Source organism: Blastococcus sp. VKM Ac-2987, assembly GCF_026967805.1.
Taxonomy (GTDB): Bacteria; Actinomycetota; Actinomycetes; order Mycobacteriales; family Geodermatophilaceae; genus Blastococcus.
Window position 1 is genome coordinate 876518 of the sequence record NZ_JAPVBG010000002.1, and the last position, 15233, is coordinate 891750.

At 74.1% G+C, this 15233-nt stretch carries 13 protein-coding genes; 10 read left to right on the forward strand and 3 right to left on the reverse strand.

What is annotated here, in order from left to right; genetic code table 11:
• Positions 1 to 222 precede the first annotated feature (222 nt).
• From O2W17_RS13200 to O2W17_RS13245, 10 genes are all read left to right on the forward strand, one after another.
• Positions 223 to 1803 carry an ABC transporter ATP-binding protein gene (locus O2W17_RS13200; RefSeq protein ID WP_269192876.1) on the forward strand — a complete coding sequence of 527 codons (1581 nt, stop codon included), beginning with the start codon at positions 223 to 225 and terminating at the stop codon, positions 1801 to 1803.
• The gene (locus O2W17_RS13205) at positions 1800 to 3050 is read left to right on the forward strand and encodes an ABC transporter permease (RefSeq protein ID WP_269192877.1); all 1251 of its coding nucleotides are present in this window, start codon (positions 1800 to 1802) and stop codon (positions 3048 to 3050) included. Before O2W17_RS13200 ends, O2W17_RS13205 begins: the two co-directional genes overlap by 4 nt.
• Positions 3047 to 4327, forward strand: coding sequence for an ABC transporter permease (locus O2W17_RS13210; protein ID WP_269192878.1), 1281 nt, complete (start codon positions 3047 to 3049; stop codon positions 4325 to 4327). Before O2W17_RS13205 ends, O2W17_RS13210 begins: the two co-directional genes overlap by 4 nt.
• A complete protein-coding gene (locus tag O2W17_RS13215) occupies positions 4327 to 4752 on the forward strand; it encodes a cytidine deaminase (RefSeq protein ID WP_269192879.1) in 426 nt (141 codons plus the stop codon). Before O2W17_RS13210 ends, O2W17_RS13215 begins: the two co-directional genes overlap by 1 nt.
• Complete coding sequence (locus O2W17_RS13220) at positions 4752 to 6038, forward strand: thymidine phosphorylase (RefSeq protein WP_269192880.1); 1287 nt, start codon at positions 4752 to 4754, stop codon at positions 6036 to 6038. Before O2W17_RS13215 ends, O2W17_RS13220 begins: the two co-directional genes overlap by 1 nt.
• Positions 6039 to 6054: 16 nt before the next feature.
• Positions 6055 to 6954, forward strand: coding sequence for an ABC transporter ATP-binding protein (locus O2W17_RS13225; RefSeq protein ID WP_269192881.1), 900 nt, complete (start codon positions 6055 to 6057; stop codon positions 6952 to 6954).
• Positions 6951 to 7763, forward strand: a complete 813-nt coding sequence (locus O2W17_RS13230) for an ABC transporter permease (RefSeq protein ID WP_269192882.1) — start codon at positions 6951 to 6953, stop codon at positions 7761 to 7763. The genes O2W17_RS13225 and O2W17_RS13230 overlap by 4 nt, the downstream gene beginning before the upstream one ends.
• Positions 7764 to 7882: 119 nt before the next feature.
• A complete protein-coding gene (locus O2W17_RS13235; RefSeq protein ID WP_269192883.1) occupies positions 7883 to 8953 on the forward strand; it encodes an adenosine deaminase in 1071 nt (356 codons plus the stop codon).
• Between the two features lie 3 nt (positions 8954 to 8956).
• Entirely contained in the window at positions 8957 to 9655 is a 699-nt protein-coding gene (locus O2W17_RS13240; protein WP_269192884.1) for an MgtC/SapB family protein, read from the forward strand.
• A gap of 244 nt (positions 9656 to 9899) precedes the next feature.
• Complete coding sequence (locus O2W17_RS13245) at positions 9900 to 11408, forward strand: DEAD/DEAH box helicase (RefSeq protein ID WP_269192885.1); 1509 nt, start codon at positions 9900 to 9902, stop codon at positions 11406 to 11408.
• Positions 11409 to 11474: 66 nt separating this feature from the next.
• Here O2W17_RS13245 and O2W17_RS13250 read toward each other — a convergent pair whose 3' ends face one another.
• The 3 genes from O2W17_RS13250 to O2W17_RS13260 all read right to left on the reverse strand — a co-directional run bounded on the left by O2W17_RS13250 (position 11475) and on the right by O2W17_RS13260 (position 15227).
• A complete protein-coding gene (locus O2W17_RS13250; protein WP_269192886.1) occupies positions 11475 to 12842 on the reverse strand; it encodes a hypothetical protein in 1368 nt (455 codons plus the stop codon).
• 67 nt (positions 12843 to 12909) lie between these two features.
• Positions 12910 to 13776, reverse strand: coding sequence for an aldehyde dehydrogenase family protein (locus tag O2W17_RS13255; RefSeq protein ID WP_269192887.1), 867 nt, complete (start codon positions 13774 to 13776; stop codon positions 12910 to 12912).
• Positions 13773 to 15227 carry an aldehyde dehydrogenase family protein gene (locus O2W17_RS13260; protein WP_269192888.1) on the reverse strand — a complete coding sequence of 485 codons (1455 nt, stop codon included), beginning with the start codon at positions 15225 to 15227 and terminating at the stop codon, positions 13773 to 13775. Before O2W17_RS13260 ends, O2W17_RS13255 begins: the two co-directional genes overlap by 4 nt.
• Positions 15228 to 15233 lie beyond the last annotated feature (6 nt).

Sequence of the window (15233 nt, forward strand, 5' to 3'; positions counted from 1 at the left end):
CCGGGCCCGCCGTCGTCGCGCCGGGGTGCCGCACCCGGTGGCGCGGGGCCGGTCTCCCCTCGGCCCGGCAGGTGCGACATCATGCGGCACGTCGTCCGCGGCGCGTCCCGGACCGGGCCGGGCCGGGGACGACGTCGAGGCGCGACGACCGACCGTCGTCGGCGCCGGACCAGAGCAGACGTGCGCCGCGCACCCGTGGCCGCACACGAGGGAGAGGCCACCATGGCCGCAACAGGAGCGACCGGCGGCACCGCGCCGGGCGCGGGAGCGGGGCCCGAGGGCGCCCCGTACGCGGTGGAGCTGCGCGGCATCACCAAGCGCTTCCCCGGCGTGGTCGCCAACAAGGACATCGAGCTCCGGGTCCGCCGCGGTGAGGTGCACGCCATCGTGGGCGAGAACGGCGCGGGCAAGTCCACGCTGATGAAGACGCTCTACGGCATGCACCGTCCCGACGAGGGCCAGATCCTGCTGCACGGTCGTGAGGTCCGGCTCAAGAGCCCGGCCGACGCCATCGAGGCGGGCATCGGCATGGTGCACCAGCACTTCATGCTCGCGGACAACTTCACCGTGCTGGAGAACATCGTCCTCGGCAGCGAGCCCACCCGCGGTGGCCGGCTCGACCGCGCGGAGGCCCGCCGCCGGATCCGCGAGATCTCCGACCGGTACTCCCTCGGCCTCGACCCCGACGAGCTCGTCGAGAACCTCGGCGTCGGCGCGCGGCAGCGGGTCGAGATCGCCAAGGTGCTCTACCGCGGGGCGACGACCCTCATCCTCGACGAGCCCACCGCCGTGCTGGTGCCGCAGGAGGTCGACGAGCTGTTCGGCAACCTGGCCGAGCTCACCCGCGAGGGCCTGACCGTCATCTTCATCTCGCACAAGCTGGACGAGGTCCGGAAGGTCGCCGACGCGATCACCGTCATCAGGCGCGGCACCACCGTCGGCGAGGCCGACCCGAAGACCACCACCAGCCACCAGCTGGCCGAGCTCATGGTCGGGTCGGAGCTCCCCTCCCCGGAAACCCGGGCCTCCACGGTCCGCGACCGCCCGGTGCTGCAGGTCCGCGACGTCACCGTCATGTCCGCCGTCGGCCGTCCGGTCGTCGACGGGGCCACGCTCACCGTCCGCGAGGGCGAGGTCGTCGGCATCGCCGGGGTCGAGGGCAACGGCCAGGCCGAGCTCGTCGACGCGATCATGGGGCTGCGCCAGCCGACGGCCGGGACCCTCGTGCTCGGGGACGACGACGTGACCGGCTGGAGCACCCGGGCCCGGCGCGAGGCCGGCATCGGGTTCATCCCCGAGGACCGGCACCGCCAGGGCATGCTGCTCGACGCGACGCTGTGGGAGAACCGGATCCTCGGGCACCAGACCCGGCCGCCGGCGGTGAAGGGCCCGTTCATCGACCGCCGCGGCGCCCGCACGGACACGGCGCGGATCATGCGCGAGTACGACGTCCGCGCCCCCGGGCCGGACGCGCTCGCGGTCGCGCTGTCGGGCGGGAACCAGCAGAAGCTGATCGTCGGCCGCGAGATGAGCGCCGCGCCGCGGCTGCTCGTGGCGGCGCACCCGACCCGGGGGGTCGACGTGGGCGCCCAGGCCGTCATCTGGGAGCTGCTCAAGGACGCCCGCGCGGAAGGGATGGGGATCCTGCTGATCTCGGCCGACCTCGACGAGCTGATCGGGCTCTCCGACACGCTGCAGGTCATGCTGCGCGGCCGGCTGGTCGCCACCCTCGATCCCGCGCGGGTCACCCCCGAGGAGCTCGGCGGGTACATGACCGGCGCGCGGATCGGGGGTGCGGCATGACCCTGCTCCGCCGGCTCGGGCCCACGGTCGGGGTCCCCGTGTTCGCCGTCCTCGTCGCCGTCGTCATCTCCGGCGTGGTCATGGCGGTGCTGCAGGTGGACCCGTTCGAGGTCTTCCGCGTGATGTTCGACCTCGGGGACACGCCCTCGCAGCAGATGACCGCCGTCGTGGTGATCCTCAACCGCGCCGTCCCGCTGTTCCTGGCCGGGCTCGCGGTGGCGGTCGCCTTCCGGATGGGCCTGTTCAACATCGGCGTCGAGGGCCAGTACCGGCTGGCCACCATCGTCGCCGCGGCCGCCGGCGCCGCCGTGACGCTGCCCGGCCCGCTGCACCTGCTCCTGATCGTCGGGGTGGCGGTGGTGGTCGGCGCCTTCTGGGCCGGCATCGTCGCGGTCCTGAAGGTCACGCGGGGGGTCAGCGAGGTCATCAGCTCGATCATGCTGAACTTCATCGCCCTCGGCATCGCGTCGTTCCTGCTCACCGGGCCGTTCCGGGGCAGCGAGCCGGGCGCCTCGATCATCAGCACCGCGGAGATCCCGGAGTCGGGCTGGATGCCCGGCCTCAACGGGATCTTCGGCCTGCTCGGCCTCGCCGACCCGCCGCGCCAGCTCTACGGCTTCCTCGTGGTGGCGGTCGTCGTCGGGATCGCGCTCGCGGTGCTCCTCGACCGCACCCGCTTCGGGTTCGACCTCCGGGCCAGCGGGCTCTCGCCGTCGGCGGCCAGCGCCAGCGGTGTCAACGCCCGGGCGATGGTCCTCAAGACGATGCTGCTCTCCGGCGCGGTCGCCGGGCTCATCGGCCTGCCGGACCTGCTCGGCGCCACCCGCTCGTACACGACCGACTTCACCGCCGGGCTGGGCTTCCTGGGCATCGCCGTCGCGCTGCTCGGGCGGAACAACCCGCTCGGCATCGCCTTCGCGGCCCTGCTGTTCTCCTTCCTCGATCGCGCGCTGGTGCCCCTGCAGATCGAGGGGCTGCCGGCGTCGGTCATCACGATCATCCAGGGGACGATCGTGCTCGCCGTCGTCATCGCCAACGAGGTGGCCCGGCGGATCGCCCGTCGCTCGGCCGAACGCGGCGGGGCGGCCTCCGACGCCGCCGCTCCCGGGGACGGGAGCACGAGCACCGGGCAGTCGGCGGGTGGTGGCGGCGCCCCCGCCGGGACGGCCGTGCAGGGCACGGGGGCCGGGGTCAGCCGCACCGCCGGCGCCGGGCAGGCCGACGACCACCGGGGGGCCGGAGCATGAGCACCACCGTCTCGACGCGCGCGACGACGGCCGGCCGCGGTCCGATCGGCGAGTTCTTCCTCGGGGGCAGCCGCGCCCGCCGGATCACCCTGCTGCTGGTCGGCGCCCTCGTGCTGGTCTCCGCCGTCCGGGTGATCAGCGGGGAGCAGTCGCTCACCTCCTCCTCCACGATCTCGGCGGCCCTCATCCTCGCCGTCCCCATCGGCCTGGCGGCGCTCGGCGGGCTCTTCGCGGAGCGGGCCGGCGTGGTCAACATCGGCCTGGACGGCATGATGACCCTGGGCACCTGGGGAGCCGGCTTCTGCGGCTACCAGTGGGGCTGGCAAGCCGCCGTCGTCGGCGGCATGCTGTTCGGCGCGCTGGGTGGGCTGCTGCACGCCGTGGCGACGGTGACCTTCGGCGTGGACCACGTCGTGTCCGGTGTGGCGATCAACATCCTCGCCGCCGGTCTCGTGCGCTTCCTCTCCGAACTGCTGTACAGCGACAACGCGGCCGGGGGCGGGGTCACCCAGTCACCCGCGCTGTCCGGCCGGCCGCCGGAGGTGTCCCTGCCGGTGCTGTCCTCGGGGCCGGACCTGCTCGGCGACCTCGAGCAGCTCAACTGGTTCCTGCTCAGCGACCTCGCCGGGATCCTGCGCGGCCTGACCAGCGGGGTCGGCCCCACCACAATCCTGGCCGTGCTGCTCATCCCGATCTCGTACCTCGTGCTCTGGCGCACGGCCTTCGGTCTCCGGCTCCGCTCCTGCGGTGAGAACCCGGCGGCCGCGGACTCCCTCGGCGTCGCGGTGTACCGGATGAAGTACATCGCGGTCATCATCTCCGGTGCGCTGGCCGGCCTGGGCGGCGTCTTCCTGGTGTTCATCGCCGGCATCTACCGGGAGGGGCAGACCAACGGGCGCGGCTTCATCGGCCTGGCGGCGCTGATCTTCGGCAACTGGCGGCCCGGTGGCCTGGCCGCCGGCGCCGGGCTGTTCGGCTTCGCCGACGCCCTGCAGCTGCGCAGCCGCAGCGCGGTCGTCGCGCTGTTCCTGCTCCTGGCGGTCGTGCTCGCCGCGGCAGCCGTCTGGCAGGCCACCCGCCGGAAGCTCGTGCAGGCGGTGACGGCGGCCGTCTTCGCGGGCGTCGCGCTCACCGGGTTCCTCACCATCGACGAGCTGGCGCCGGGCCTGGTCTCCTTCACCCCGCACCTGACCACCCTCCTGGTGCTCTCGCTGGCCTCCCAGCGATTGCGCATGCCGAAGGCGGACGGTCTGGTCTACCGACGAGGAGAGCACTAGTGGCTGCCCTGCCCGAGCCCGACTGGGACGCCCTGCGGGCCGCGGCCCGCGAGGCCATGACCCGCGCCTACGCGCCGTACTCCCAGTTCCCGGTGGGCGTCGCCGGGCTGGTGGACGACGGCCGCGTCGTCACCGGCTGCAACGTCGAGAACGCCTCCTACGGGCTGGCGCTGTGCGCCGAGTGCGGCATGGTCAGCGACCTCGCCCGCACCGGCGGTGGCCGGCTGGTGGCGGTGGCCTGCGTCGGCGGGGACGGGCAGCCGCTCATGCCCTGCGGCCGCTGCCGGCAGCTGCTGTGGGAGCACGGCGGCGCCGACATGCTCATCGAGACGGTGTCGCTCGGCATCGTCCCGATGCGCGAGGTGCTGCCCGACGCCTTCGGGCCCGAGGACCTCGTTGCTGCGGCCGAGCGGGGGCAGGGCTGATGGCCGCGCACGACGCGATCGACGTCATCCGCGCGAAGCGGGACGGCGTCGAGCTCTCGCCCGAGCAGATCCGCTGGGTGGTGGACGCCTACACCCGGGGCGCGGTGCCCGACGAGCAGATGAGCGCGCTGCTCATGGCGGTGTTCTTCCGCGGCATGGCCGCGGGCGAGCTCGCCGCCTGGACGCAGGCGATGATCGACTCCGGCGAGCGCAAGGACCTCTCCTCGCTCGGCCGGCCGACCGCCGACAAGCACTCCACGGGAGGGGTCGGCGACAAGATCACCCTGCCGCTGGCGCCCCTCGTCGCCGCCTGCGGGGTGGCCGTGCCGCAGCTGTCAGGCCGTGGCCTCGGGCACACCGGCGGCACGCTGGACAAGCTCGAGGCCATCCCGGGGTGGCGCGCCGACGTGCACGAGGAGGCCTACCTCGCGCAGCTGCGCGACGTGGGCGCCGTCATCTGCGCGGCCGGCCACGACCTGGCCCCGGCGGACAAGCTGCTCTACGCGCTGCGCGACGTCACCGGGACCGTCGAGTCCATCCCGCTGATCGCCAGCTCGATCATGAGCAAGAAGATCGCCGAGGGCGCCGACGCGCTGGTGCTGGACGTGAAGACCGGCTCGGGCGCGTTCATGAAGGACGCCGAGGCCTCCCGCGAGCTGGCCCGCACGATGGTCGGGCTCGGCGAGGCGGCCGGCGTCCGCACCGTCGCCCTGGTGACGGCGATGGACCGGCCGCTGGGCCGGGCCGCGGGCAACGCGGTCGAGGTGGCCGAGTCGGTCGAGGTGCTCGCCGGCGGTGGGCCGGACGACGTCGTCGAGCTGACCCTCGCGCTGGCCCGGGAGATGCTCACCGGCGTCGGGCGGGACGACGTCGACCCCGCCGAGGCGCTGCAGGACGGCCGGGCCATGGACGTGTGGCGGCGGATGATCACCGCCCAGGGCGGCGACCCCGACGCCCCGCTGCCGCGGCCGGCCGAGACGCACGTGGTGACCGCACCGGCCACCGGCACCCTCACCCGGCTCGACGCGTACTCCCTCGGCGTCGCCGCGTGGCGGCTGGGCGCCGGGCGGGCCCGCAAGGAGGACCCGGTGCAGGCCGCCGCCGGCATCGTCTGGACCGCCGGGGTGGGGGAGCGGGTGACCGCGGGCCAGCCGCTGCTGGAGCTGCAGACCGACGACGCCGACCGGATCCCGCGGGCGCTGGCCGCGCTGGAGGGCGCCGTCGGCGTCGACACCGACGACGAGCCGCTGCCGCTGGTCCTCGACCGCATCACCGCAGGGTCGTAGGGGACACTGGTCTCCCGTGACCCGAACGACGGCGGCGGCGGCAGCGCCGCAGCAGCCGGCCTCCCCGCTCGATCCCGAGGCCGCCATCTCCATCCGCGGGCTGGTCAAGCGCTACGGGGAGCGGGCCGCCGTCGACGGGCTGGACCTCGACATCCGGCGCGGCGAGATCTTCGCGCTGCTCGGCCCCAACGGCGCCGGCAAGACGACGACGGTCGAGATCTGCGAGGGCTACCGCGGGCGCGACGGCGGTGAGGTGCGCGTGCTCGGGGTCGACCCGGCGAAGGGCGGGCGCCGCTGGAAGGCCGACCTCGGCATCGTGCTGCAGTCCGGCGCCGGGGACAGCCAGCTGTCGGTGCGGGAGCTGCTGACCGCGCAGGCGTCCTACTTCGCCGACCCCCGCGACCCCGACGAGGTGCTCGAGCTGGTCGGCCTCACCGACAAGGCCGGTGCCCGCGGCCGGACGCTGTCGGGTGGGCAGCGGCGTCGGCTGGACGTGGCGCTGGGCATCGTGGGCCGGCCCCGGCTGCTCTTCCTCGACGAGCCGACGACCGGGTTCGACCCGGAGGCGCGCCGCCAGTTCTGGTCGCTCATCCGGTCGCTGCGCGAGCTCGGCACCACCATGCTGCTCACCACCCACTACCTCGACGAGGCCGAGGAGCTGGCCGACCGGGTCGGCGTTCTCGCCCGCGGGCAGCTCGCCGAGGTCGCCGTCCCCACCGCCCTCGGCGGCCGCGGCACCGCGCCCGCCGTCGTCAGCTGGACCGAGGACGGCGCCCGGCGGACCGCCGAGACCACCACGCCGACCGCGTTCGTCGCCGAGCTCGCCGCGCGCTTCCCCGGCGAGGTGCCCGACCTCGCGGTGAGCCGGCCGACGCTCGAGGACGTCTACCTGAAGATGATCGGGGACCGCTCGTGACCGCCGCCGCGCCCGAGCGCACCGCCCTCCCCTCCACCGGGCGGGTCTGCCGCACGCGGGCCGGGGTGGAGCTCAAGGAGTTCTTCCGGCAGCGCGAGTCGGTCGTGTTCACCCTGCTGTTCCCGGTGATCCTGCTGCTGGGTCTCGGTGCGGTGCTCGACTACGACCTCGGGGCCGGCGTCGACTTCCCGCAGTACTTCATGGCCGGGGTCATCACCGCGGGCATCGTCGGGGCGAGCCTGCAGAACATGGCGATCCACATCGCCGGTGAGCGGTCCGACGGCACGCTCAAGGCCCTGGCCGGCACCCCGATGCCGAAGTCGGCCTACTTCGTCGGCAAGGTCGCGCAGGTCGTCGCCGTGACGCTGGCGACCATCGTGATCCTGCTGCTCGTCGGCGTCCTCGTGTTCGGCATCTCCCTCCCGTCGGGCAGCGACTGGCTGACCTTCATCTGGGTCACCGTGCTCGGCGCGGCCGCGTGCACGCTGCTGGGCATCGCCGTCTCCTCGCTGGCCCGCAACTCGCGGTCGGCGTCGGCGACGGTGACCCCGATCGCCCTGGTCCTGGAGTTCGTCTCCGGCGTCTTCATGCCCTTCGACCAGGTGCCCGGCTGGCTGCAGGACGTCGCGGCGGTCTTCCCGGTCAAGTGGCTGGCCCAGGGGCTGCGGTCGGTGTTCCTGCCGGACTCCCTGGCCGCCCGCGAACCGGCCGGATCCTGGGAGCTGGGCACGGTCGCGATCGTGCTCGGCCTCTGGTGCGTCGTCGGCCTGCTCCTGTGCGTCCGGACCTTCCGCTGGCAGGACCGATGACATCGTCGTCCTCCGGACGACACCGCGGCCAGGAGCCGTCCCGGCGGCGATGAGCCGCTGAGTTACCCCTGCGCGGACCCCTCCGGGGCCCACTCGGCGTGACCCGTAGCGTTGGCGCCATGGCTCCGCTCGACGCCGAGAACGTCCGCCGTGCCCCGAAGGTGCTGCTCCACGACCACCTCGACGGCGGGCTCCGACCGCAGACGGTGCTGGAACTGGCCGACCAGCTCGGCTACCGCGCACTCCCCGCGTCCGACGCCGGGAGCCTGGGCCGCTGGTTCCGGGAGGCCGCGGACTCCGGCTCGCTGGTCCAGTACCTGGAGACCTTCGCCCACACCGTCGGCGTCATGCAGACCCCCGACGCCGTCCAGCGGGTGGCCCGGGAGTGCGCGCAGGACCTCGCCGCGGACGGCGTGGTGTACGCCGAGGTGCGGATGGCTCCGGAGCTGCTCAGCCCCGGGATGCCGCTGGAGGCGGCCGTCGAGGCCATGCTCGACGGGTACGCGCAGGGCAGCCGCGAGGCGGCGGCCGCGGGGACGCCGATCCGGATCGGCACCCTGCTGTGCGCCATGCGGCAGGACGACCGGTGGGACGAGGTCGCCGGCCTGGTGGTGCGCTACCGCGACGCGGGTGTCGTCGGCTTCGACCTGGCCGGCCCGGAGATCGGCTTCCCGCCGGACCGCATCCCGTCCGCTCTCGCGGTCCTCGACCGGGCGGGGGCGCACCGCACCGTGCACGCCGGCGAGGCCGCCGGGATCGACAGCATCGTCGCGGCGCTCGACGGCGCACGTGCCGAGCGGCTGGGCCACGGCGTGCGGATCGCCAACGAGGTGGGCGCGGACGGGACGCTGGGGCCGGTGGCGGAGCGGGTGCGCGACCGGCAGGTGGTCCTGGAGATCGCGCCGTCGTCGAACGTGCAGACCGGCGCCTACGCCTCGCTGGCCGACCACCCGGTGGACCGGCTGCACCGGCTCGGTTTCGCCGTCACCCTCAACACCGACAACCGGCTGATGAGCGGGGTGTCGGTGACCAGCGAGGTCACCGACGTGGCGACGACGTTCGGCTGGACCTGGGACGACGTCAGGACGGTGACCGAGCGGGCCCTGGCCGGCGCGTTCCTGCCCGACGACGACCGCAAGCGGCTGCTCGACGACGTCGTGCGGCCCGGCTACGCGGCGCTGCTCGGCTGATCCGTGTCCCTCCTGCTCGCCGCCGAGCCCACCGGTCAGACCTGGGCGCAGGTCGGTGACCTCGGGGTCGCGTTCGTGCTGTCCGCGCTCATCGGTCTCGAGCGTGAGCTCCGGCACAAGGCGGCGGGGCTGCGGACGCTCACCGTCGTCGGGTTCGCCGCGGCGCTGTTCATGGTCATCAGCCAGGCGCAGTTCGGTGACTCCCGGGTGGCGGCGCAGGTGGTCTCCGGCCTCGGGTTCATCGGCGGCGGGCTCATCTTCGTCCGCCGCGACGCGGTCCGCGGGCTGACGACGGCGGCGATCGTCTGGCTGACCGCCGCCGTGGGGATGGCGGCCGGCGCGGGGCTGTGGCTCTTCGCCGTCGTCGCGACCGCCGCGCACTTCCTCGTCTCCTACGGGTTCACCCCGCTCGCCCGCCGGCTGTCCGGCCGGATCACGCGGGTGCACTCCCTGGTGGTCACCTACCGGGACGGCGAGGGGGTGCTCCGCCGGGCGCTGGCCGAGTGCACGCAGCGCGGGTTCACCGTGCGCGACCTGTCCACGGCTGCCGACGACGGCGCCCGCGGCACCGCGACGCGGCAGGCGACCGTGCGGCTCTCCGTGGAGGGCACCGGCCCGGTGACCCGGCTCGCGGTGGAGCTCGCCGACCTCGACGGCGTGCTCGCGGTCAGCGCCGGTGACTCCGACGAGGAGGCCGACTGACCGCGGCGTGGGGTCCGTCACCCCCGGTCGCGGGAACAGCTCCGCGATCTTCGCTGCTACCGTAGAGGTACCGGCACAAGGCCGGTCATCCTCCCGGACGGTTTGTCCGGGCACGAGCGCATCCGTGCAGATCCCGCGTTCCACTTCTGGGCGCAGACGATCGCCAAGTGAGGACGCCGGTACGTGACGGTGCTCTTCCTCTTTCACGGGACGCGCTCCGAGCAGTATCGGAGCCCCACCCCGCATGACTTTGGTCCACCCTGCTTCGTTCGAGTCGAGCACGACCGAGAACGCTGGTCAGAACACCACTGAGAACGTCATCGAGAACGCCGTCGCGGACACCGCGGCCGAGCAGCCCGTCGAGGCCCCGACCGGCCCGACCTTCCACCAGCTGGGTCTGCCCCAGCCGCTGGTGACCGCGCTCGAGCGGCGCGGCATCCACCGCCCCTTCGCCATCCAGACCTCCGCGCTGCCCGACGCGCTCGCCGGGCGGGACGTGCTGGGCAAGGCGGCCACCGGCTCGGGCAAGACCCTGGCCTTCGGCCTGCCGCTGCTGGCCCGCGTGGGCCAGGAGGTCAAGAACGGCCGCCGCGCGCCGCGCGGGCTGGTCCTCGTGCCGACCCGCGAGCTGGCCCAGCAGGTGCACGACGCGCTGGCGCCCCTCGGCCAGACCAGCGGTGTCCAGCTCATCGCCGTCTACGGCGGTGCGCCGATGTACCGCCAGATCCAGCAGCTCCGTCGTGGCGTCGACGTCGTCATCGCCACCCCGGGCCGGCTGCAGGACCTGATCAGCCAGGGCGAGGTGACCCTCTCCGAGGTCGTCATCACCGTCCTCGACGAGGCCGACTTCATGGCCGACCTGGGCTTCCTCCCGGTCGTCAAGGAGCTGCTCGACCAGACCGACCGCGACGCCCAGCGGCTGCTGTTCTCGGCCACCCTGGACGGCGAGGTCGACAGCCTGGTCCGCCGCTACCTCAAGAACCCGGCCCGGCACGAGGTCGTCCGCCCCGGCGGCGAGGCCCCGCCGGCCGAGCACCTGGCCTTCACCCTGGCGTTCCGCGACAAGCTGCAGGTGGCCACCGAGCTCGCCGGCCGCCCCGGCCGCACGATCATCTTCGCCCGCACCCAGCTGGGTGTGGACCGGCTGGCCGAGAACCTGAAGGCCGCCGGGATCAAGGCCGAGGCGATCCACGGCGGGCTTCCCCAGGCGGCGCGCAAGCGTGCGCTGGAGGAGTTCACCGACGCCCGCTCGCCGGTCCTGGTCGCCACCGACGTCGCCGCCCGCGGCATCCACGTCGACGACGTCTCGCTGGTGCTGCACTACGACCCGCCGACGGACGCCAAGACCTACCTGCACCGCTCGGGCCGCACGGCCCGCGCCGGAGCCGCTGGTGTCGTCGTCTCGCTGCTGCTGCCCGACCAGGTCGGCCAGGCCAAGCGACGGTTCCGCACCGCGAAGGTCGACCCGCCGCTCGACCGGACCCGTCCGGGCGACCAGCCGATCATCGACCTGGTCGCCGCCGGCATCCCGGTCGAGCCCAAGGAGCGCACCCAGCGCGACATGCGCCGCGGCGGCGGTGGCCCCGGTGGCCGCCCGCGTCGCGAGGGTGACCGCCCCGGCGGTTCGCGTGGCGGCCCGCGCCGGTCCTACGGCGACCGCAACCGCTCCGGCGGCGGCGAGCGCTCGGGTCGGCCCGGTGGCGAGCGCCGGTTCACCGGTGAGCGCTCCGCGCGTCCCCCGCGCCAGGGCTGACCACCCGCACCACCTACGACGGCGGCCCGTCCCGGAATCCCGGGGCGGGCCGCCGTCGTCCCCAGCTCAGTCGCGGAAGACCAGGGCGCCGCTCACCGCGGTGACGACCTCGTCCCACTCCGGGCGCAGCTGCGCGGCGTCGGGGGCGGCCAGCGGCGCCTCGGGCTGCCGGTCCGCGCGGGCGACCGCCTGGCCCAGGGGCGCCGTCGGGGCGAGGAGCTCCTCGACCCGGGACAGGCCGGCGTACTCGGCGAGGTCGCGCACGCCCTCGACCGGCTGCGCCAGCGCCCGGTGGGGGACCAGGCCCGCGGCGCCGTCGGCGACCTCGGTCAGGACCTCGGAGAGCTCGGTGAGGTCGTAGCGGTCCTGCTCGGCCGGCAGCGGCAGGGTGTCGGTGTCGGCGACCTCGGGCCACGACGCGATCTCGGTGAGGTCGTGCCGCTCGCCGCTCGCGCAGAACCGCGCCAGGTCGGCCGGGGTGTCGAAGACGAACACCTCGCCGTCCCGGCCCAGGAAGCGGGCGACGTCCTCCACGTAGCAGCGCAGGGTCACCCCGGCGCCCTCGGGGACGACGACCTCGACCGGCAGGATCCCGACGGCCTCCCAGAACTCCGCGGCCTCGGCGACCGCGGCGGGGGAGGCGGTGACCCGGCCGACCCGCGCGATGGTGCGCACCCCGCCCCCGGCGGCCGCCGAGGCGGCGGTCGAGCCGGTGGGTGCGGTGCGGGCGGGCCGGGCCCCGGCCACCTGGTCGTCGTCCTCGTCGTCCTCGGGGATGCCGGGGCCGGTGTCCTCCTCGGCCGCCTCGGAGGCCGACGGGTACTCCTGGACCGTGGCGGTGCCCCCGCCGGTCCAGTCAAGGTGCTCGGAGAGCTCCTCGACGACGTCCTCCCACAGCTCGTCGAGGACGCTGCCGACGCCGATCCACGCGTCCTCGCCGGAGCGACCGGCGAAGGCCTCCTCGCCCAGGCCGAGGGAGCCGATCTCCGGTTTGCCGGCGAGCTCGGCGACGGCCTCGAACTGCTCGTCGTCGTCCTCGTCGCTGGTGTCCAGGCACTCGGCCAGCCGGCTGACGATGTCGACGGTCGCGGCCAGCTCCTCCACCGCCCACCGGTCGGGGTTCTCCGCGGCGATGTCGTACACGCCGTCAAGGTCGTAGCGGTGGTCGTCGTCGGGGGTCAGGTCGGCGGCGCCGAGCCCGGCGACGACCGGCCACACCGGGTGGTCGGCGAGGTCGTGGTCGGTGCTGGTGCGGCAGAACGCGGCGAGCTTCGCCGGCGTCGGGAAGAGGTGCACGGTGGCCACGTCACCCTCGGTCGTGCCGAGGAACGCCTGCCACTCCTCGCCGTCCTCCTCCCACGGCGGAGCCCACAGGGTGTACCCCGTGCGGTCGTCGAGGGTCAGTGCGATGGGGACGATGCTGGGCCTGGCCACCCGACCATCCTGCCCTGCCGGGCAAGCGGCGCACCTCGGGGTGGCGCAGGGCCCCGGCGGGGTCGGATCAGATGCCGATGGGGTGCCAGACGGTCTTCGTCTCCAGGAAGGGGGTCATGCGGGACAGGCCCGGATCGGCGGTCCAGTCCGGCTCGGTCGCCGGGGGCCGGACGACGCGCTTGATCGTGCCGGCGGCCTCCCGCTCGAACTCCATGGCCCGGCTCGCGGGGGCGCCGGTGAGGTCGATGCCGTCGACGTCGGCGTGCTCGGCCAGCCAGGGGCCCAGCTCCTCGGCGTCGCCGGTGAGCAGGTTGACCACGCCGCCGGGGACGTCGCTGGTCGCCAGCACCTCGCCGAGGGTGACCGCCGGGATCGGCCGCTCCGCCGAGGTGACGACGACGGCGGTGTTGCCCGTGGCCAGCACCGGGGCCAGCACGCTGACCAGGCCGAGCAGGCTCGACTGCTGCGGGGCCAGCACGGCGACGACGCCGGAGGGCTCGGGCAGAGAGAAGTCGAAGTACGGCCCGGCGACCGGGTTCGCGCTGCCCAGGACCGCGGCCAGCTTGTCGGTCCAGCCCGCGTACCAGACCCAGCGGTCGATGGCGGCGTCGACGGCGGCCCGGGCCTTGGAGCCCGACAGACCCTCGGCGGCGGAGACCTCCTCGCAGAACTGCACGTGCCGGCCCTCCATCACCTCCGCCACGCGGTAGAGCACCTGGCCGCGGTTGTAGGCGGTGGCACCCGACCACCTGGCGAAGGCGCCGCGCGCGGCGACGACGGCGTCGCGGGCGTCCTTGCGGGAGGCCCGGGCGACGTTGCCGAGGAAGTGGCCGCGGGCGTCGGTCACCTCGTAGGTGCGGCCGCTCTCCGAACGCGGGAAGGCGCCGCCCACGTACAGCTTGTAGGTCTTGCGGACGGCCAGACGGTCGCTCATCGGGTGCTCTCCAGGTACGCGGCCAGGCCGTGGCGGCCGCCCTCGCGGCCGTAGCCGGACTGCTTGTAGCCGCCGAACGGCGACGTCGGGTCGAACTTGTTGAACGTGTTGGCCCAGACCACACCGGCGCGCAGCTGATCGGCGATCTTCAGGATCCGCGACCCCTTCTCGCTCCAGATGCCGGCCGACAGGCCGTAGGTGGTGTTGTTCGCCTTCGCGACGGCCTCGTCGGGCGTGCGGAACGTCAGCACGGACAGCACCGGCCCGAAGACCTCGTCGCGGGCGATGCGGTGCGCGGGGGAGACGTCGGTGAAGACCGTCGGCGGGAACCAGTAGCCGCGCTCGGGCAGCTCGCAGGCCGGCTGCCAGCGCTGGGCGCCCTCGGCCTCGCCGATGTCGGACAGCTCCCGGATGCGGGCGAGCTGCTCGGCCGAGTTGATCGCGCCGATGTCGGTGTTCTTGTCCAGCGGGTCGCCGACGCGCAGGGTGCCGATCCGCCGCTGCAGGCTCGCGATGACCTCGTCGTGGATCGACTCCTGGACCAGCAGCCGGGAGCCCGCGCAGCAGACGTGCCCCTGGTTGAAGAAGATCCCCTGGACGATGCCCTCGACGGCCTGGTCGATCGGGGCGTCGTCGAAGACGATGTTGGCCGCCTTGCCGCCGAGCTCCAGGGTCAGCTTCTTCTGCGTCCCGGCGACGGCGCGGGCGATCGACCGGCCCACCTCGGTGGAGCCGGTGAACGCGACCTTGTCGACGTCCTCGTGCTCGACGACCGCCCGGCCGGTCTCCCCGGCGCCGGTGACGATGTTGACCACGCCCGGCGGCAGGTCGGCCTGCCGGCAGACCTCGGCGAACAGCAGCGCCGTGAGCGGCGTCGTCTCGGCCGGCTTGAGCACGACCGTGTTGCCGGTGGCCAGTGCGGGGGCGACCTTCCAGGCCAGCATCAGCAAGGGGAAGTTCCAGGGGATGACCTGACCGGCCACGCCGAGGGGGCGGGGGTCCGGCCCGAGGCCCGCGTGCTCGAGCTTGTCGGCCCACCCCGCGTGGTAGAAGAAGTGCGCGGCGGCCAGGGGGACGTCGACGTCGCGGGACTCCCGGATCGGCTTGCCGTTGTCCAGCGACTCCAGGACGGCGAACTCGCGGGCGCGCTCCTGCAGCAGCCGCGCGATGCGGAACAGGTACTTGCCGCGGTCGGCGGGGCGCATCGGCCCCCAGGTCTTCTCGAACGCCTTCCGGGCGGCGCGCACCGCGCGGTCGACGTCGGCGGAGGTGCCGGTGGCGACCTCGGTGAGCACCTCCTCGGTGGCCGGGTTCACCGTCTTCAGCGGTTCGCCGGAGCCGTCGACGAACTCGCCGTCGACGAACAGGCCGTACGAGGGGGCGATGGTGACGATCGACCGCGACTCGGGGGCCGGGGCGTACTCGAAGGGGGCGCGGGTGCTGCTGGTCATCGTCGG

What these genes read in the sequence shown, in the direction of transcription:
- O2W17_RS13200 (WP_269192876.1), top strand. Translation starts at nt 223, where the DNA reads ATGGCCGCAACAGGAGCGACCGGCGGCACCGCGCCGGGCGCGGGAGCG.
- O2W17_RS13235 (WP_269192883.1), top strand. Translation starts at nt 7,883, where the DNA reads ATGGCTCCGCTCGACGCCGAGAACGTCCGCCGTGCCCCGAAGGTGCTG.
- O2W17_RS13255 (WP_269192887.1), bottom strand. Translation starts at nt 13,776, where the DNA reads ATGAGCGACCGTCTGGCCGTCCGCAAGACCTACAAGCTGTACGTGGGC.
- O2W17_RS13245 (WP_269192885.1), top strand. Translation starts at nt 9,900, where the DNA reads ATGACTTTGGTCCACCCTGCTTCGTTCGAGTCGAGCACGACCGAGAAC.
- O2W17_RS13205 (WP_269192877.1), top strand. Translation starts at nt 1,800, where the DNA reads ATGACCCTGCTCCGCCGGCTCGGGCCCACGGTCGGGGTCCCCGTGTTC.
- O2W17_RS13260 (WP_269192888.1), bottom strand. Translation starts at nt 15,227, where the DNA reads ATGACCAGCAGCACCCGCGCCCCCTTCGAGTACGCCCCGGCCCCCGAG.
- O2W17_RS13220 (WP_269192880.1), top strand. Translation starts at nt 4,752, where the DNA reads ATGGCCGCGCACGACGCGATCGACGTCATCCGCGCGAAGCGGGACGGC.
- O2W17_RS13210 (WP_269192878.1), top strand. Translation starts at nt 3,047, where the DNA reads ATGAGCACCACCGTCTCGACGCGCGCGACGACGGCCGGCCGCGGTCCG.